This window comes from uncultured Agrobacterium sp. (assembly GCA_913777615.1).
Taxonomy (GTDB): Bacteria; Pseudomonadota; Alphaproteobacteria; order Rhizobiales; family Rhizobiaceae; genus Agrobacterium.
Window position 1 is genome coordinate 18,727 of the sequence record CAJYTK010000012.1, and the last position, 18,317, is coordinate 37,043.

The 18,317-nt window shown below is 57.5% G+C and carries 18 protein-coding genes and 2 pseudogenes; 10 read left to right on the plus strand and 10 right to left on the minus strand.

Going from position 1 to position 18,317, the window contains the following annotated elements:
• Positions 1-4: 4 nt before the first annotated feature.
• From QZ862_RS11280 to QZ862_RS11290, 3 genes are all read right to left on the minus strand, one after another.
• Positions 5-781 carry a molybdopterin-binding protein gene (locus QZ862_RS11280; protein ID WP_296021172.1) on the minus strand — a complete coding sequence of 259 codons (777 nt, stop codon included), beginning with the start codon at positions 779-781 and terminating at the stop codon, positions 5-7.
• The gene (locus QZ862_RS11285; RefSeq protein ID WP_296099931.1) at positions 778-1,632 is read right to left on the minus strand and encodes a cytochrome b/b6 domain-containing protein; all 855 of its coding nucleotides are present in this window, start codon (positions 1,630-1,632) and stop codon (positions 778-780) included. Before QZ862_RS11285 ends, QZ862_RS11280 begins: the two co-directional genes overlap by 4 nt.
• Positions 1,633-1,710: 78 nt before the next feature.
• On the minus strand, positions 1,711-1,971 hold the full coding sequence (locus QZ862_RS11290; protein ID WP_296099933.1) for a pentapeptide MXKDX repeat protein: 261 nt from the start codon (positions 1,969-1,971) through the stop codon (positions 1,711-1,713).
• Between the two features lie 194 nt (positions 1,972-2,165).
• Here QZ862_RS11290 and QZ862_RS11295 point away from each other — a divergent pair, with 194 nt between their 5' ends.
• The 3 genes and pseudogenes from QZ862_RS11295 to QZ862_RS11305 all read left to right on the plus strand — a co-directional run bounded on the left by QZ862_RS11295 (position 2,166) and on the right by QZ862_RS11305 (position 4,798).
• On the plus strand, positions 2,166-2,720 hold the full coding sequence (locus QZ862_RS11295; protein ID WP_296100019.1) for a sigma-70 family RNA polymerase sigma factor: 555 nt from the start codon (positions 2,166-2,168) through the stop codon (positions 2,718-2,720).
• The gene (locus tag QZ862_RS11300; protein WP_296099935.1) at positions 2,704-3,348 is read left to right on the plus strand and encodes a DUF1109 domain-containing protein; all 645 of its coding nucleotides are present in this window, start codon (positions 2,704-2,706) and stop codon (positions 3,346-3,348) included. Before QZ862_RS11295 ends, QZ862_RS11300 begins: the two co-directional genes overlap by 17 nt.
• 563 nt (positions 3,349-3,911) lie before the next feature.
• Positions 3,912-4,798: pseudogene (locus QZ862_RS11305) on the plus strand (Na+/H+ antiporter NhaA).
• Positions 4,799-4,962: 164 nt separating this feature from the next.
• Here QZ862_RS11305 and QZ862_RS11310 read toward each other — a convergent pair.
• Together QZ862_RS11310 and QZ862_RS11315 are read right to left on the minus strand one after the other, a co-directional pair.
• Entirely contained in the window at positions 4,963-5,385 is a 423-nt protein-coding gene (locus tag QZ862_RS11310; RefSeq protein WP_296099937.1) for a type II toxin-antitoxin system VapC family toxin, read from the minus strand.
• Positions 5,382-5,636, minus strand: a complete 255-nt coding sequence (locus QZ862_RS11315; protein WP_296099939.1) for a type II toxin-antitoxin system Phd/YefM family antitoxin — start codon at positions 5,634-5,636, stop codon at positions 5,382-5,384. Before QZ862_RS11315 ends, QZ862_RS11310 begins: the two co-directional genes overlap by 4 nt.
• 429 nt (positions 5,637-6,065) lie before the next feature.
• Here QZ862_RS11315 and QZ862_RS11320 point away from each other — a divergent pair, with 429 nt between their 5' ends.
• From QZ862_RS11320 to hutH, 6 genes are all read left to right on the plus strand, one after another.
• On the plus strand, positions 6,066-7,181 hold the full coding sequence (locus tag QZ862_RS11320; RefSeq protein WP_296099940.1) for an ATP-binding cassette domain-containing protein: 1,116 nt from the start codon (positions 6,066-6,068) through the stop codon (positions 7,179-7,181).
• Positions 7,178-7,828 (plus strand): ABC transporter permease subunit, encoded by a 651-nt coding sequence (locus QZ862_RS11325; RefSeq protein WP_062445271.1) that lies wholly within the window; start codon positions 7,178-7,180, stop codon positions 7,826-7,828. Before QZ862_RS11320 ends, QZ862_RS11325 begins: the two co-directional genes overlap by 4 nt.
• Positions 7,825-8,496 (plus strand): ABC transporter permease subunit, encoded by a 672-nt coding sequence (locus QZ862_RS11330; RefSeq protein ID WP_062597551.1) that lies wholly within the window; start codon positions 7,825-7,827, stop codon positions 8,494-8,496. The genes QZ862_RS11325 and QZ862_RS11330 overlap by 4 nt, the downstream gene beginning before the upstream one ends.
• Positions 8,497-8,559: 63 nt before the next feature.
• Positions 8,560-9,474 (plus strand): ABC transporter substrate-binding protein, encoded by a 915-nt coding sequence (locus QZ862_RS11335; RefSeq protein WP_296099944.1) that lies wholly within the window; start codon positions 8,560-8,562, stop codon positions 9,472-9,474.
• 92 nt (positions 9,475-9,566) lie between these two features.
• Positions 9,567-10,307, plus strand: coding sequence for a histidine utilization repressor (gene hutC, locus QZ862_RS11340; RefSeq protein ID WP_296099947.1), 741 nt, complete (start codon positions 9,567-9,569; stop codon positions 10,305-10,307).
• 77 nt (positions 10,308-10,384) lie between these two features.
• Complete coding sequence (gene hutH, locus QZ862_RS11345) at positions 10,385-11,881, plus strand: histidine ammonia-lyase (protein ID WP_296099949.1); 1,497 nt, start codon at positions 10,385-10,387, stop codon at positions 11,879-11,881.
• 14 nt (positions 11,882-11,895) lie between these two features.
• Here hutH and QZ862_RS11350 read toward each other — a convergent pair whose 3' ends face one another.
• Positions 11,896-12,663: a PhnD/SsuA/transferrin family substrate-binding protein gene (locus QZ862_RS11350; RefSeq protein ID WP_296099951.1), complete on the minus strand. Its 768-nt coding sequence runs from the start codon at positions 12,661-12,663 to the stop codon at positions 11,896-11,898.
• On the minus strand, positions 12,660-13,583 hold the full coding sequence (locus QZ862_RS11355; protein ID WP_296099954.1) for a fatty acid desaturase: 924 nt from the start codon (positions 13,581-13,583) through the stop codon (positions 12,660-12,662). The genes QZ862_RS11350 and QZ862_RS11355 overlap by 4 nt, the downstream gene beginning before the upstream one ends.
• A gap of 252 nt (positions 13,584-13,835) precedes the next feature.
• Between QZ862_RS11355 and QZ862_RS11360 the strand changes: the two genes are divergently transcribed.
• Positions 13,836-14,672 (plus strand): helix-turn-helix transcriptional regulator, encoded by an 837-nt coding sequence (locus QZ862_RS11360; protein WP_296075481.1) that lies wholly within the window; start codon positions 13,836-13,838, stop codon positions 14,670-14,672.
• Positions 14,673-14,781: 109 nt separating this feature from the next.
• Here QZ862_RS11360 and nrdF read toward each other — a convergent pair.
• From nrdF to nrdI, 3 genes and pseudogenes are all read right to left on the minus strand, one after another.
• Positions 14,782-15,754: pseudogene (gene nrdF / locus QZ862_RS11365) on the minus strand (class 1b ribonucleoside-diphosphate reductase subunit beta).
• A 26-nt stretch (positions 15,755-15,780) separates the two neighbouring features.
• A complete protein-coding gene (nrdE, locus tag QZ862_RS11370; protein WP_296099957.1) occupies positions 15,781-17,934 on the minus strand; it encodes a class 1b ribonucleoside-diphosphate reductase subunit alpha in 2,154 nt (717 codons plus the stop codon).
• The gene (gene nrdI, locus QZ862_RS11375; protein ID WP_296099959.1) at positions 17,904-18,317 is read right to left on the minus strand and encodes a class Ib ribonucleoside-diphosphate reductase assembly flavoprotein NrdI; all 414 of its coding nucleotides are present in this window, start codon (positions 18,315-18,317) and stop codon (positions 17,904-17,906) included. The genes nrdE and nrdI overlap by 31 nt, the downstream gene beginning before the upstream one ends.

An 18,317-nucleotide genomic window follows, 5' to 3' on the forward strand; every position in this document is an offset into this window, starting at 1 on the left:
CGACCTATATTCCGGCATACCACTCGTAGCCGCGATCCTCCCAGAAGCCGCCATTTCCGCCGTAGAGATTGGAGAAATCTGCGACGGCCTCGATGCGCATCAGATATTTCGCCTGCTTGTAACCAAGCTGCCGCTCGACCCTCAGCCGTAGCGGCGCGCCATGCGCGACTTCGAGATCTCTTCCGTTCATGGAATGGGCGAGAATGGTTTGAGGATGAAAAGCGTCAACAAGATCGATGCTCTCGTAATACCAGCCGCTGCCATCCAGGGTCTTTTCGTATTCGTCGGCACAGTGAAAGACGATATAACGCGCTTCCGGCTTGAGGCCGACCTTGTCCAGAACGGCAGCGAGCGGCACACCTGTCCACTGACCGATCGCGCTCCAGCCTTCGACGCAGTCGTGGCGTGTGATCTGGCTGCGTGCCGGCATTGCCTTCAGGGTTGCAAGGGGGAATTTGGTTGGGCGCTCGACGAGGCCACCTACCTCCAACTGCCACTGCGAAAATTGCGTCGACAACAATTGCTGATATTGCGCGCCCTCGGGCATGCTTGTGCCGTTGGCGCGAAAACTTGGCGAGATGTCCGCGAGCGTATACTCGCGCGCCAGGGTGTTGTCGCCGATCAGCAAGCGCTGCGCACGCTTCGTCAGGCCCTCGGCGAGTTTCAGGGTTTTCTGGACCTTATCGTTTTGGACAAGCGCATCGCAGCCACTCAGACCGAGTGCGGATGCGGTAAGCGTTGATCCGATCAGGAAACGGCGACGGGTAATGAGGCGGCTCATGGCTTGAACTCCCCTTCCGGCTCTTCGATGATGACATAACGTCCGGTGATCATCGAGCGCATATTGTTCAATACGCCGGAGACCAGAACCATCACGATGTGAATGACGACAAAGGCGATCAGTGCGCTGGCTGTGATGAAATGCAGTGTCCGGGCCGACTGTCGACCGCCGAACAGATCCAGAAGCCAGGGCGCGAAGGCATTGAAGCCCGGTGACATTGTCAAACCAGTCGCAATCATCAAGGGAAGCAGAAAAAAGATGACCAGAAGATAGGTGAGCTTCTGCAGAGCATTGTAGTGACGCGCTTTTTCGCCCTTCGGAAAGCGCAAACGAGCATGATCAACCACCTCTTGGACGAGATGCGGTACCGCGAGTTCACCGCGCCTAGGCAAAAGGTCCCGATGGAAATGACGGGCAATGAAACCATAGGCAATATAAATCAGTCCGTTGATGACGAAGAGCCAGGCAAAGAAAAAGTGCCACCGCCGACCGGTGGCGAGATCCTGATAGCTCGGCAACGTCAGCCAGGCGGGAAAGCCGCGGGCCGTAAGCTCCCCATCGACATTGGACACGCCCAGGAAACCGGTCGTCTCAAAGGAGACGTCGCCGATATGTGTCATGCCCTTGACCCGGTCGCCGTCCTGCACCGCGTCCATGGCAATGAAGGCCGGGTCGTCATCGGCGCCATATTGACCCCAATAGAGAGCCGGATGCGCGTTGAAGATTTGCAGTCCGCTAAACAGCAGCACAGTCATGAACAGAACGTTCAACCAGTGCGATAGGCGTACGGTCAGACTGTGTCGCCTGATGAGAATTCGTTTTCCAGTGACGGGTTGTGCGGTCGCATCCATAATTTCCCTCGAGCGCCAGCGTTATCGTCGATACGAAACCGCCCCCGCAAAAGTTGCGTTTCGCGGGGGCGGACAGGATCATTTCATCGCGTCGCATTTCTTCATCATGTTGGACTTTTTCATCGAGTCCTTTTCCATGCCGGCCTTGTGCATACAGTCGGTCTTGCTGCCGGCCATCTTCATGCTATCGGTCTTCATGGTGTCTTTCTTCATCGTATCCATCTTCATGGTATCGGTCTTTTTCATTGCGTCGGAGGACTGAGCCTCAGCGGTGCCTGCCGCAAAGGAAAGACCAAGAATGACGGCGCCGATGGCGACAGCGAAGGAACGAATAGTCATGATGCGTCTCCCGTTTGATGTGCTCGCCGCGTGTTTGCGCCGAAGGTTCACATCAGGCTCATTCGCGGAAGGCGGGAGTTGGTAACAGGCATCACGCGTTTGTGATCGCAAACTCGGTCTGGCTGAACTTTTCTCGATTTTACCATCGATGCTGTGTAACCGTTTCGCCGTAGGGCCGTATGAAGCTGGAAGACATGATGGCGATGAGCGAATTTGAGCTGAAGGCGTTGATGCTTCTGTTCCTTGACGGGGACGAGAATGCCTATCGCTGTCTGCTCGGTATTTTGCGGCATCTGCTGGAGAGCTATTTTAAACGACGGCTGACGTCGAACGCGCAGGACACGGACGATCTGATCCAGGATACGCTTCTGGCGCTGCATCAGCGCCGGATCACCTACGATCGCGAGCGACCGTTCACGGCCTGGTTCTTTACCATCGCACGCCACAAGCTGGTCGATCACCACAGGCGACGAGGCGGGCGATCGGTTGTCAGCCTGGAACTGGTCGAGGGCGTCGCGGACGGCTATTCCGAAGACGCGATCCTCGCGAGCATGGATGTGGAGCGATTGCTCTCTGGCATTCCGGCGTGGCAAAGCGAATTGATCCGGCGCGTCAGGTTGGAGGGTCGTTCGGTCGCAGAGGCGGCGGCTGCCAGTGGCAAGACGGAAGCAATGGTCAAGGTCAGCGTTCATCGCGGCATCAAGGCGCTGGCTGCGAGATTGAGAGGCGAACGTGGCGAAAACGGATGATCTGATCGATAGCCTGGCAAGAGGGCTGCAGCCTATACGGTCGCATGCTCTTCTCCGCTTACTCTCCAAAGCGCTGCTGCCTGGCGTCTTGCTGTCTGGTGCATTTATCCTGCTCCTGCACGGTTTGCGTCCAGACATAATCTCGGCAATGTCTCTTCCCGCCTTCTGGGTGAAATCATTCTATCCGCTGGCGCTGGCGATCAATGGTATCTGCGCCGTGTTGATTGTCTCGCGCCCCGGTGGGCTGCCGAAATCGGCAGGCTTGGCCTCGATTGGCATCTATATGCTGCTAGCAATGCTGGGGCTCTGGCAGTTGCATGCATCGCCAGCTATGGACTATCCGAATTTGATTTTCGGCGTCTCCTCCTGGTTCTGCCCACTGATCATTGTCGCGTCCGCCGCTCCCGTCTTCGCCGCCAATATCTGGTTCTTGCGACGTTGCGCACCGACGCGGTATCGACTCGCCGGATTTACCGCTGGCATGATGGCAGGGGCCGCAGGGGCGTGGACCTATTCCTGGGCATGCATCGAAAACGGCCTTCCATTCGTGGCGCTGTGGTACTCGCTCGGTATTGTTATATGCGGCCTGATCGGCATGGCGCTCGGCACGCGCCTCCTGCGCTGGTAGCGTGATCGTTTGGAGACGGCCGAGCTGGTTTTCGCCAAACTCGGACCGTCCGGAGCGTTCGGACCTCGGGCCTGGGTCGATTGAGCCATGTGATGAAGCTCTCCACTCGACGTCAACACGGAAATACGGGAAGTCTACAAAGTGGATGTTGGACCGGGCCAATCGACCTGACGCGGTCTGTGTCTTTACCCGTCCGGTAAGCGAGCATCGGGATCTCGCAACCAGCATCGAATGCCAGTGTGCCAGGTCTTGGCGGTCGACGCCGTTCACTGCCAAGCCTGCGGGCATTTGCTGAACATACCGAATGATAATGATTGAGCGCAACAGGCGAAACGTACGCGCTATCTTTGAAAAACGGTGACGGATTTTTTGGAAAACCAGTCAAAGGTCTAGTATAAAGCCCTTCTATAGCGCGCGCTGCGGGTTCCCCCGAAATCCACGGAGACTAGCTCAACTTCCAACTCAGGGAGCTTGAACCTGTGTCTTCGACATCAAATCCAGGTCGCATTAATTCAACACTTCGCAAGTTCCTCGATAAAAAGGCCTCCGGTGGTCTTGTGCTTATGGCGGTCGCCCTTCTGGCGATCATGACGGCGAACTCGCCTCTAGCTGAAGACTACTTCCACATCCTGCACGTCTACATTGGACCTCTCAGCCTTCAGCACTAATCAACGATGCCTTGATCGCGGTGTTTTTCCTGATAGTTGGGCTGGAGATAAACGCGAGATGCTGGATGGCCAACTCTCCACCTGGAGCCGCAGGGTTTTGCCGGGTGCGGTGCTGCGGGTGGTATGCTGTTCCCCGCACTCTTCTATGCTCTGCTGAACCGAGACAATCCCGCTGCATCGCAAGGATGGGCCATACCAACTGCAACCGACATCGCATTCGCGCTTGGCGCCCTCTCACTGTTCGGATCACGCGTTCGACGTCGCTAAAGATTTTTCTGGCGGCGCTTGCCATCATTGATGACCTGGGAGCTGTCATCGTCATCGCTTTATTCTACACAGCAGATCTGAATCTGATCGCTCTCACTGGTGTCGCTCTCGTTTGGGGCAATCTCTTTATCTTCAACAAGATCAAGGTAAAAGTGCTGTGGCCCTATCTCGTCCTTGGTGCCGTGCTCTGGGTGCTCGTGTTTGCGTCCGGCGTTCACGCGACACTGGCCGGCGTCATGCTGGCACTGACCATTCCATTGAAGCTAACCCCTGGCACACCAGAAGCAACGAAGGATGAGTCTCCGCTTCATCGCCTAGAGCATGCGCTGCACAAGCCTGTTGCATTCATCATTGTGCCGATCTTCGGCTTCGCCAACGCAGGCGTTTCGCTTTCTGACTTAAGCCTTTCGGTCTTCAGCGAACCGTTGACAATGGGCGTTGCAGGGTCTGTCATCTTGACCGTATCGAGCAGACGTAAAACACACAAAACCCGGAATGATCAAGTTACGGCGTAACCACCCTGCGTCGCCACGGTGCCAAACGCGATGTTTGAAAGGGTGGCGACGACTGCTATTGGCAGCAACGCTGCCGTAGCCACCGCCTTGAAGGGATATGAACCGGCGACACGTCAATTACTGCCCACCTCGCAGGGGCGATCAAGGCCCCTACGGTCCTGGCCTCAGATGCTCCAAGGGTTCACAAGGACTACCCCTGTTCCGTGGAAATCCTGAATATTCCGCGTCACCACCGCAAGCCCGTGGACAAGCGCCGTGGCGGCAATGATTGCATCAGCTTCATTACGGCGATATGGTACATGCAAATGGGCGCAACGAGTAGCAACCGCATCATCAATTACAATTGTGCGCTCAGCAAACTCCGGGCGAACCCAGCCATCCATCCATGCGCGTAAACGAGAGCCCTGCGCAATGTAGCGGCGCTGCATGCTAAGTATCCCGCGCTCAAGCTCCAGAATTGTTATCGCAGAAATGTACAAATCCCGGGCATCGTGCGCACCTATCCAAGCCGTTACATTCGGATCGGCTTTACCGTCGCCGACCTTTCGAAGTTCGAAGATAACCTTTGTATCGAGTAAATATCTCAAGACAGATCAACTTCGCGGGCTGCTATAATCGATCGAGGCGGATCGAAATCGACGGCCGACAAACCCGGCATTGACAGCGCATCAAGAAGATTACGACCTTTTCCAGTCAGTCGCTCAAACTCACTGTATGTCATCAAGACGTGCGATGGCCTGCCCCGATCAGTTATAACGACAGGTCCAGCCTCAGCAGCCTTCTTTGCTCTGCCAACATCGTGGTTCAATTCTCGGCTGGTCAAACTGAAGGCACCCATATGAAGCTCCATGTAGAAACGTACCTACATATATGAGGTTTCTCTCCTCAACACGGAACGCCCTCGTGGGAAATTGGGTTCTTGGTCAGGTTTTTGCTCTTGAGTGGGGTCGAACTAGCGACCCCGCGGCAGTTCTTGCGAGCGATTAGTCTAGAATGTATTGCGCTGGCAAAACTCTAGCCACCAACGCGCGATCAGAAAAACTTTCGGAAGTGTTCATAATAGCAACGCGCGCGAAAAAGGTCCGCAAAGAGACCGCACCCTAAGCTACTTTGCCACAACCGTCCCGCATAAATTTAAGCAATGTTTATTTGTGTAGATTCTTTGATCACCCAGCTTGCGGGGGCCTTATCTTCGTGCTTGTATAGACAACTAAGGGGCATCGGGATCAGGGGCTAAGTCCGATTGTCGACAAGAGGGAACGCGCCTATGATAACATTCGATCATGTCAGCAAGCACTATCGGGGGCCGACCACGGCTGTCGACAAACTGTCGCTGACGGCTCCCAGCGGCAAGCTCACCATCTTCGTAGGCCCATCGGGTTGCGGCAAGACGACGTCGCTTCGCATGGTCAACCGGCTGATCACGCCCTCCTCGGGCAGGATTCTTCTTGATGGCGAACCGACGAACGCCATGGATGTGGCGCTGCTGCGCCGCAAGATCGGTTACGTCATTCAAAATGCCGGCCTCTTTCCCCACCGCACCGTCGTGCAGAACATTGCAACGACCGCGCGGCTGAACGGAACGCCCAAGGAGCAGGCGCTTCGGACTGCCCATGATCTTCTGGAGCGCGTCGGCCTCTCTTCCGCTTTCGCCAATCGCTATCCCTGGCAGCTTTCCGGCGGCCAGCAGCAGCGCGTCGGCGTTGCGCGTGCACTCGCGTCAGATCCGAAATTCATGCTGATGGACGAGCCTTTCAGCGCCGTCGATCCGGTGGTCCGTGCTCAACTGCAGGACGAGTTCCTCCGTCTCCAGCGTGAAATCGGCAAGACCATCATCATGGTCACGCATGATATCGACGAGGCTCTGAAGCTTGGCGATCAGGTCGCGGTTCTGCGCACTGGCGGAACGCTGGCGCAGATCGCCACTCCACAGGAATTGCTGGCACGACCCGCAGACGAATTCGTCGCTGATTTTATCGGACGCGACAGGGGGTATCGCATCCTGGGTTTTGCCGACTTTAACGATGATGGCGTGCAACTTGGCCAGGAACCGACAGCCACGCTCGGCGCCACACCGGAATCCCTTCGCCAGATTGCGACCGACAGATGGGTGCTCGTCGCCGACGCCGAGAACCGCCCGTTGGGTTGGGCCGATGTGGAAAGCATCAAGGCTCCTTTGAGAGAGGGCGATCTCAATCTCAGCGGCACGCTTGCGGTAGAGGGCAGCAGTCTGCGCAACGTTCTTGACGCCGCCCTCAGTTCACCCTCAGGCCGAGGCGTGATCGTCGGTCCGTCAGGCACATTGGCAGGCACCGTCACATTGTCTCATGTTGTCACCGCGATCGAGGCGGCACGCACCGGTCGCGCGAGGGCGCAAGCATGAGGTTCGATTGGCTGTACCGCGAGTCCGGCCGTATCGCCGAACTCTTCCTCTGGCACCTCTGGCTTTCTGTCATCCCCGTCGTCATTGGTCTCCTCCTCGCGCTGCCGCTTGGCTGGCTTGCGCACCGGGCCGGCTTCTTCCGCTCCACGATGCTTGGTGCGGCTGGTTTGCTCTACACGATCCCGTCGCTTGCCCTCTTCGTTCTGCTACCGCTCGCTCTCGGCACGCGCATTCTCGATCCGCTCAACGTGGTTGTCGCGCTGACGATCTATGCGCTGGCGCTTCTTATCCGCACTGTCACCGATGGCCTCGATTCCGTACAGCCCGATGTCATTCAGGCTGCAAATGCCATGGGTTATCGCACATTGCCGCGCCTTCTCTTCGTTGAGCTTCCGCTCGCCGTGCCCGTGATTGCCGCTGGCCTGCGCGTCGCGGTGGTATCCAATGTCAGTATCGTTTCCGTCGCAGCACTCGTCGGCACGCCGCAGCTCGGTCTTCTGTTTACACAAGGGCTTCAACTGCGCTTCCTGACGCCGATCATCGCCGGTATCGTTCTGTGCGTGCTGTTGGCAGCTCTGCTCGACGGGATTGTGCTCTTTGCCACGAAACGCCTGACACCATGGCAGCCCGGAGGTGCAGAACGATGATCGCGTGGTTTTCCGATCCGGCCCACTGGACAGGCACCGATGGCGTCTTCGCGCTCGTCATCCAGCACCTGATCTATAGCGGCGTTGCCCTCTTCTTCTCCTGCCTGATCGGCCTGCCGATCGGTCTTTATGTCGGCCACACCGGCCGCGGCGTGGTTGTCATCGCCGGCCTTGCCAACGCACTGCGTGCACTGCCGAGCCTGGGTTTGATCGTGTTGCTCGTCATTCTTTTCGGTCCGGTCTTTGCCTCCGACATGGCGTTCATCGTGCCAAGTATCATCGTTCTCGTGCTGCTGGCCGTGCCACCCATCATGAGCGCGACCTATGCCGGCGTTGCGGCGGTGGATCCGGCAGCGGTGGATGCGGCGCGCGGCATGGGCAAGCGCCCTCTCGATATTCTCTTCGATGTCGAACTTCCTTGCGCCCTGCCGCTGATCTTCTCTGGACTTCGGAGCGCGACATTGCAGATCATCTCAACGGCAACCATTGCGGCTTACGTATCGCTTGGCGGTCTAGGGCGCCTCATCATCGATGGCCGTGCGCAGAACGACTACTACCAGATGGCGGCCGGTGCGGTTCTCGTCGGTGCGCTCGCCCTTATGGTCGATCTGGTGATCGGCATCATATCGAGGCTCACAGTCTCACCAGGACTAACCCGCCGGGCATAGGGCGGGCATCAACCAAAACTGCATTTTCATTCTGAAGACGTCGACACAAAAGGAGTAGCTTGCATGGCATTCAATATCTTAAAAGCCGCCGGCGCGTTTGCGCTGATTGCGCTTTCCGCCACCACGACGCTTGCCCAGACCGATCCTCTCGGGAATGCTCCGGCTCAGCGTTCGGACACGTCCACCATCATCGTCGGCTCGGCCGACTTCCCCGAAAGCCAGCTTTTGGCCACGATCTATGCCAAGGCTCTGGCCGCCAAGGGTATCAAGACGGAAACCAAGCTCAGCATCGGTAGCCGCGAAGTCTATATGCCGGCACTTCTCGATGGCTCGATCGACCTCCTGCCGGAATATGCCGGCGCGACCTTGAGCTATCTCGACAAGAACGCCACCGCCCATTCGCCGGCGGACGTCGCTGCAGCACTGAAAAAGGCGCTGCCAGAAGGTGTTGTCATGCTGACACCATCCGTGGCTCAGGATTCCGATGGCGTGGCGGTAACCCGTGCCACTGCGGAGAAATACAAGCTGAAGACGATCGCCGATCTCAAGCCTGTCGCATCCGAACTGGTGCTTGGTGGCCCGCCGGAGTGGAAGACCCGCAAGGAAGGTATCATTGGTCTGAAGGAACTCTATGGTCTTGAATTCAAATCATTCAAGTCTCTCGATGTCGGTGGTCCTTTGACGCTGTCGGCACTCCTGAACAATCAGGTTCAGGCAGCGAACCTGTTCTCGACGGACCCGGCGATTGCTGCAAACGATCTGATCATTCTCGAAGACGTCAAGAACCTGTTCCCCGCGCAGAACATCGTGCCGGTCGTGGCCAAGGCCAAGGTTAACGACACGGTCACCAAGACGCTGGATGCGGTTTCGGCCGCTCTGACGACCAAGGACCTGATTGTCATGAACGGTCGCCTTGCCAACCATGACAGCTTCGACGTGGTTGCCGAAGAGTGGCTGACGACGCACAAGTTGAACTGACGGCTGTTTGCGGGTATGGCACGCACCATACCCGCACACGCGCCCCGGACGCGTCCGGTGCCGAACATTCGTAGTTCGCCTTTTGGAGCCCCATGCAAACGGTAGAGAAACAGATCGAAAAAGCGCAGCACGAGCAGGCATCCGACAAGCCGCTTTACGTCACGCTCAAGGATTATGTTCGAAGCCGCGTCGAAACCGGCGAGTGGACCGTCGGCCATCGCGTGCCGTCCGAAAACGAACTGGTCGAACTGCTTGGCGTCAGCCGCATGACGGCCAACCGCGCACTGCGCGAACTGGCCGATGAAGGCTTCGTTGTTCGCGTACAGGGCAAGGGGTCTTTCGTTGCCAGCAAGAAGCGGACGTCGCAGTTTCAGAGCGTCCCCAATATTGCCGACGAAATCACCCGCAACGGCGGTGTCCATACAGCCAATGTCGTCGTACTGAAGATGGAAAGCTGCGATGCCGAACTGGCAGAGGCACTGTCGATCGAGATCGGCAGCCCGGTGTCGCATTCGATCATGGTGCATGCGGAAGATTCCGTACCGATGCAGATCGAGGATCGTTTCGTCAACCACGCCATCGTTCCGCACTATATCGATCAGGATTTCGGCAAAGCAACGCCGAACGGCTATCTCACCGCCATCGCGCCTATCGTGAGGGCCGAGCAGCATATCGAAGCGGTGACGGCGCAGCCATGGGAGTGCAAGCTGCTTGCCATTTCCAAGACGGAGCCCTGCCTTCTGGTGCGCCGCCGTACCTGGTCTGACGCCGGCGTCATCTCTTCCGTCCGCTTGCTTTACCCCGGCAGCCGCTATCGCCTCTACAGCACCTGATCCAGCGTCTGGGAAACCTGAAACCGCACAATCCAGACGAACCCTTTCATTCCATTGAACATTATCAGGAAAACCGAATGACCGTGTTGCTCGATGGCAGGCTGACTTGGCAGGACGTGGCAAATGTCGGCCAGGGAGAAACACTTGCGCTCTCAGACGCTGCAATGCAGCGGATCGAAAACGCTCAACGGATCGTGGAAAGCATCGTCGAGCGGGGCATCCGCGCCTATGGCATCAACACCGGCGTCGGCGCTCTTTCGGACACCGTGGTTGATCGCACAGCACAGGGCAAGCTCTCGCGCAGCATTATCCTGAGCCATGCCTGCGGCGTCGGTCCGCTTCTACCCCCTCGTGAGGTGCGCGCCATCATCGCCGCGCAGATCGCCAACTTCGCCCATGGGTATTCCGGCATCAGCCTGGAGATCGTTCGCCATCTTACCACGTTTCTCGAGCGCGACTGCATTCCGGATGTCCCTTCCCGCGGATCGGCGGGCTACCTGACGCACAATGCGCATACAGCGCTGGTGCTTATTGGAGAAGGCTCCGCCCATATCGCCGGACGTGCCTTGAGCGGGCGTGAGGCCTTGGCGGAGCTCGGACTTGAGCCAGTCACTCTCGGCGCCAAGGAGGGTTTGAGCCTCGTCAATGGCACCGCTTGCGCCACAGGTCTCTGCAGCATTGCGCTGAAGCGGACCGCGCAATTGCTCGACTGGGCCGATGCCATTGCCGCCATGACGCTTGAGGCTGCTGGCTGCCAGATGCTGGCTTTCAGCGAGGCCGTGCTGTCGTTTCGCGTCTCCGATGGCATTACCAAGGTGGGCGAGGTGCTGCGGACACGTCTTGCCGGCAGCGGACTGATCGAAGCTGCCAAGGGCCGGCGCACACAGGATGCACTCAGCCTGCGCTCTATCCCCCATGCCCATGGTGCGACGCGCGATCTGTTCGAAAACTGCACCGCCATCGTTGACCGTGAACTCGCATCGGTCACCGACAACCCCGCTGTCGCCGGCACGCCGGAGGAGCCGCTTGTCTGGTCGGAAGCCCATGCGGTGGCGCCAGCACTCGGTCAGGCCGCCGACGCGCTCGCCATTGCCATTGCGCAAATTGCGGCCATGAGCGAGCGGCGGATCGACCGCCTGGTCAATCCGCTGGTGAGCGGACTTCCCCCCTTCCTCGCTTCCGACCCAGGCAGCCATTCCGGCTTCATGATCGCCCAATACACGGCAGCGGCGCTTGCAAACGAGAACCGCAGGCTGGCAGCGCCCGCCTCCACCGATGGCGGTCTCACCTCGGCGCTGCAGGAGGATTTCCTTGCCCATCCGACCGCTGCAGCCAACAAGCTTCTCGCCGTCATTGACAATGCCGAATACATTCTGGCGATCGAGTGGCTGGCGGCCACGCAGGCCCATGATTTTCTGGAAACCGTGGCGCCCAGAGCACCAGGTACGGATGCGCTCTACAGCCTGCTCCGGTCGCACGTCAGCCATTATTCTGACGATCGGCCGATCTCATCCGACATGGAGAAGACCAGGGCGCTCCTGTCGAAGATCCTGCCTACCGATCAAACGGTCTGAGATGCGCGCCACGCCTACATCAGGAAGTCGAGATGGATGTTTCTGGCACGGATATAGGGCAGGCCCTTGCGCCGCCCTGTCCAGCCGACGACATGCAGATCCCTCGCCGCCGGCTCGTGGCGCTCAGCCAGCATCCAGGATCGGCAGTCGATTGCCGCGAAGTCGGCTTCTCCCCGTGCGACAGCTGTCACCGACGCCCGATGCGCTCCGGTTTCCACCATTTCGGAAAACAGCTTGAAGCTTTCGCCCATGGCCTCCAGATCGCGCTTCAAAGCCAGATGACCGGACATCGAGCGGTGCTCGTTAAAGGCAAGTTTTCTTCCTCGAAATAACGAGATCGGCAAGACCGGTTCGCCGGTCTCAGGCGCCATCACGCTGGCGCCCTCCCCTCTTCGACCAATAATGGCGCTCGAATAGAATATCCCCGAGCCCCCCGCGACATCTTCATACGGGCTTTGCCCGATGACCTGGACATGATCCTGCAAGCCAAGTTCCATCGGCCCCCAACAGGTAGCGGAGACGAGAAGAGCCGGATGGCGCCACAGAACATCGAAATCGAGGGCATCCGGATCGAGCGTCGCCGGGTCCGGCGCGATGACCGAACCATCCCCGCCACGAATGCCGCCCGGGACCGGTGGCATGTCCGCATTGCGCCGAATGAGGTGCTCAGGCGCATCAATGCCATTTGCGATCAAGCGGGCGCGCATTATTTCCCAACTGCGATCCACATCCGATCGCACTTCCGGCCAGTCATACATCGGCAGAGCGGCAATCCACCTCATGCAGGGAGATCCGGAATTGCGGTACCACCCGCGGCTTGATAGCTGGCTACCTGGCCCTGATGCTTTACAACGATATCGTTCGCGACGACCGGTTGCACCTTTCGCCAGGCGGGGTGCACCACCGGCTCCTTCGCCTTGAAAGCGAATGCACGGAAAACCTCGAAATAGTTGGCGAATACATATCCCTCGTTCATCCTTTGCCATTCTGCGCGTCCGGCACGATAGAGCGACGGCAATCTGTACCATGCGACGGTCGGCAGCTTGTGGTGTACGAAGTGCAGGTTGTTATAGAGAAAAAGCGGCGCGAGAAGCGAGTTCTCGACGATGATCGTGCGACCATCCGGCTGCTCAGCCCACTGATGCTCACAGTAGGAGCGAATGGCGATAATGGAAACCCCGAGATAGGCGGAAACCCCAATGTAAAGCCAGACAGGAATGCCGAACAGATTCGAGACTACCAACAAGGTCGGAATGAGCCCGGCAAGGTGGAGGGTCCATGCCATGATGACCTTGCGATCGCCCTTGAAAATCTTTCGCCATTCGGAAGCGGTGAAACCAACCACCATCAGCGGCGGACCGATCAGCACACGTCCAATCAGCGTGTTGTTCCAGGCAAGCAGACGCTTCAGTAACGCTGGCATCGTCTCCCAGTCGCTCATGGCGCGGTAGTAGCTCTCGGGATCATCGAAGGGATCGGTGAGACGCTCATCCGCATGGTGCTGAAGATGCGTCCGCTTGTAGCTGCGGTAGGGGTAAAACACCCCGAGCGGAGCGAAGACCAGCGCCTCGTTCACCTTGGCACTCCTCGTCGGATGCCCGTGCAAAACTTCGTGTTGAAGCGACGAGTGAAGTGCGACCGCCACGCCCATCAGCACGAGCGCGACGATGGGATAGGCCGGATAAAGACTGTAGCCGGCCATCCCCCACAGGCCGTAGCATGCAAGAAGTAGAGCGACTGTCGGCCACTCTATCCTAGGCGCCCTTGTTCGGCGTTGATGGATTCCTCGGTGTTGCCTATCGAATGACGTGTCGCTCATCATATCCCCTGATGCTTTGCCCCGCATAAGAGTCTCACCGAGCCGCGACATGGACAACGAGAGTTTGGTGACCGACTGTTGATTTTGATAACAGAAACCATAAAATGTTGATAATAGTAAACATTGGGGTGGATTATGGACAAGCGCGCCTTGGCGGAACTTTTTCGTCTCCGCTTGCTGGAACTGGTCACGCGGTCCGGTGACAGCCATTCGGCTTTTGCGGCCGGGATCGGCATCGACCGCTCGGCGCTATCACAGCTTTTGTCGGGTGATTCGGCGCGTCTACCGCGCGTGGAAACTCTTCTCAACATTGCCGAACGCCACGCCGTATCGCTCGATTGGCTCCTGGGGATATCGCACGATCCAGGGCTCACTGGAGAGCTGCGTCCTAGCTTCGAAATCGAAGAAGGTGGCGAAGACTACACAGACACGTTGCTGATGAAATGGCATGCCGAGGCGACTGGGTCGAAGATCCGCTACGTGCCGGCCCGCATCCCGGACCTTCTACGCACCCCGCAAATCATCGCCTTCGAAGCCGAAAGCGCGCACCAAAGTGTGAAAGCGCAAGCGAGCGAATCCGCCTTCCGGCTGGACTACAACCGCCAGCCGGGCACGGATATGGAAGTCTGCATGCCCTGCGAAACACTAGAAGCTTTTGCCCAGGGGCGTGGCATGTGGAGTGGGCTGAAGAAGGAGGTCAGAGCAACACAGTTGCAATACATGTCCAACCTCATTGACGAACTTTACCCTTCATTCCGCCTATTCCTGTTCAACGAAAAGGAAAAATTCTCGGTCCCCTACACGATCTTCGGATCGCAACGCGCGGCTATCTTCGTGGGCGGCATGTATCTCGTTCTCAATAACGCCGACTCCATACGTAAAATGCAACGCCACTTCGATGAGCTAATCCGATACACTCGCGTGCACGCACATCAAAGCGCTGATCATGTAAAATCGCTTGAGGTTCTTTGAACACGGAGAACACGCGAACTTACAGTGTCTCCGCTTTGAACTGAGCCGAACCCACGACCCCTCCTTTGCATTACGGTGGATCACTGAATAGTTCAGCTTCTACATAAGCTCAGAAATCCCAGTCTTCATCTTCCGTCGCCACCGCTTTGCCGATCACATAGGACGAGCCGGACCCGGAGAAGAAGTCATGGTTTTCGTCGGCGTTCGGTGAAAGCGCCGCAAGGATCGCCGGATTGACCTTGCAGGCCTCAGCCGGAAACAGGGCTTCATAGCCGAGGTTCATCAGCGCCTTGTTAGCGTTGTAGTGTAGGAATTGTTTGACGTCTTCCGTCAAGCCGACGCCATCATAGAGAGCTTCGGTGTACTTTGCGTCGTTGTCGTAGAGTTCGAGCAGGAGATCGAAGGCGAAGTCCTTGATGTCCTGGCGCTTCTGTTCCGGCAGACGTTCCACCGCACGCTGGAACTTGTAGCCGATGTAATATCCGTGCACAGCCTCGTCGCGGATGATGAGACGGATCATGTCGGCGGTGTTGGTGAGTTTGGCGCGGCTTGACCAGTACATCGGAAGATAGAAGCCGGAGTAGAACAGGAAGCTTTCGAGGAAAACGGAGGCAACCTTCTTCTTCAACGTATCGCCGCTGTCATATTCGCGCATGATGAGCGCCGATTTCCGTTGCAGGAATTCGTTTTCCGCCGACCAGCGATAGGCGTCGTCCACATCCGGCGTCGAGCAAAGAGTGGAAAAGATCGAGGAGTATGAACGTGCGTGCACCGCCTCCATGAAGGAGATTGGACAGCACCGCTTCCTCATGTGGCGTTGCGGCATCCTCCATGAGCTTGATCGAGCCTACACCGTTCTGGATCGTGTCGAGCAGCGTCAGGCCGGTGAAGACGCGGATGGTAAGTTTCTGCTCTTCCGGCTTGAGCGTTCCCCAGGATGGGATGTCGTTGGAGAGCGGCACCTTTTCCGGCAGCCAGAAATTTCCTGTCAAACGGTTCCAGACCTCCAGGTCCTTGTCGTCTTCGATGCGATTCCAGTTGATGGCGCGAACGCGGCTGGCGGGCTTTACGGCGATGTTCATTAGTTGATCTTTCGAAGCGTTCTTGTTCACAGCGCGCATGACACGCAACCCTGCACTTCCGTGCCTTCCAGAGCCATCTGACGCAGGCGAATGTAGTAGATGGTCTTGATACCCTTCTTCCACGCGTAGATTTGCGCCCGGTTGATGTCGCGGGTGGTGGCCGTGTCGCGGAAGAACAGCGTCAGCGACAGACCCTGATCGACATGCTGGGTGGCCGCCGCATAGGTATCGATGATCTTCTCAGGACCGATTTCGTACGCATCCTGATAGTACTCGAGATTGTCGTCGCTCATGAAGGCGGCGGGGTAATAAACGCGCCCGATCTTTCCCTCCTTGCGGATTTCGATCTTCGACACGATAGGGTGGATCGAAGATGTCGAGTGATTGATGTAGGAGATCGAACCGGTTGGTGGCACGGCCTGCAGGTTCTGGTTGTAGAGGCCAGAGGTCATGACGGCCTGCTTCAGCGCAAGCCAGTCCGCCTGTGTGGGGATTGCGATGCCTGCCGTCACGAACAGCTCGCGAACCCGCTCTGTCGCTGGTAGCCATTCCTGCTCAGTGTATTTGTCGAAGTATTCCCCAGAGGCATATTTCGACTTCTCGAAGCCCTTGAAGCTGACGCCTCGCTCGGCGGCAATCCGGTTCGAGGCGCGGATGGCGTGGTAGGTCACCGTGTAGAAATAGATATTGGTGAAATCGATGCCTTCTTCCGAGCCGTAGAAGATGCGCTCGCGGGCGAGATAACCATGCAGGTTCATCTGGCCGAGACCGATGGCGTGGCTATCGTCATTGCCTTTTTCGACCGATGGCACGGAAGAGATATGGCTCATGTCCGACACGGCCGTCAGCGCCCGGATCGATGTCTCGATGGTCTTGCCGAAATCGGAGCTGTCCATCGTTGCAGCAATGTTCAGCGAGCCAAGATTGCAGGAGATATCCTTGCCCATGACCTTATAGGAAAGGTCGTCATTGTATTGGCTGGCGTCGCTGACCTGAAGGATTTCCGAGCAGAGGTTGCTCATGGAAATGCGTCCCGCAATCGGGTTCGCCTTGTTCACCGTGTCCTCAAACATGATGTATGGATAGCCGCTCTCGAACTGTATCTCGGCGATTACCTGGAAGAAGTCACGCGCCTTGATCTTCTTCTTCTTGATCCGGGAATCCGCGACCATTTCGCGGTACTTTTCGGTCACGGAAATTTCGGTGAATGGGACGCCATAGACACGCTCGATGTCATAGGGCGAAAACAGGTACATGTCCTCGTTGTTCTTTGCCAGTTCGAAGGTGATGTCGGGCACGACGACGCCGAGCGACAGGGTCTTGATCCTGATCTTCTCGTCGGCATTCTCTCGCTTGGTATCGAGGAAGCGCATGATATCGGGATGGTGGGCGTTGAGGTAGACTGCACCCGCGCCCTGACGCGCACCGAGTTGGTTGGCGTAGGAGAAGCTGTCCTCAAGCAGCTTCATCACGGGAATGACGCCGGATGACTGGTTCTCGATCTGCTTGATCGGCGCACCCGCCTCACGGATGTTGGTCAGGCAAAGTGCGACACCGCCACCGCGCTTGGAAAGCTGAAGCGCGGAGTTAATGCCGCGGGCAATCGACTCCATGTTGTCTTCAACGCGCAGCAGGAAACACGAAACGAGTTCGCCCCGCTGTTTCTTTCCGGCATTGAGAAATGTCGGCGTTGCGGGCTGGAAACGCCCGGAGACGATCTCATCCAGCAGCGACTGGGCGAGCGTTTCGCTTCCCTGGGCCAGCGTCAGGGCAACCATGCAGACGCGGTCTTCGTAGCGCTCCAGATAGCGTTTGCCGTCGAAGGTCTTCAGCGTGTAGCTGGTGTAATATTTGAACGCGCCGAGAAAGGTCGGAAACCGGAACTTTCGGGCATAGGCAGCGTCGAACAAATCTCGCACGAAATTGAAGGAATATTGGTCCAGAACCTCGCGCTCGTAATAGCCTTCGGTGACGAGGTAATCGAGTTTCTCCCGCAGATTATGGAAGAACACCGTGTTCTGGTTGACGTGCTGCAGGAAATATTGCTTCACAGCTAGTCTGTCCTTATCGAGCTGGATTTTTCCTTGTTCGTCATAGAGGTTAAGCATCGCGTTGAGGGCATGGAAATCCAGTTCGGATTCCGATGTCTTCAAAGGCTTTTCGAAAGTGGTCGCGTCCAAAATCGTTCCAATCCGTGTTTGACGTTCGCGACATCTTCCTCAGTGCCCAGAAGCTCGAACCTGTAGAGGTACGGCACCTGGCATTTCTGGGAGATGACATCGCCGGCGATCCCGTAGCTCGCCCCGAAATTGCTGTTGCCCGCGGCGATCACGCCGCGAATGTTTGCCCGGTTCTCCGCATCGTTGAGGAAGCGGATCACCTGTTTTGGAACGGCCCCTTTTCCACCTTCGCCACTGTAGGTTGGAAGGATCAGGACATAGGGGGCTTCGACCCGAAGGCTCTCGGAAGGACTAAGCGGAATCCGCCGCGCAATCATCCCCAATTTCCCGACGAAGCGATGAGTGTTTTCCGACCGGCTGGAGAAATAGACGATCTGTCCCAT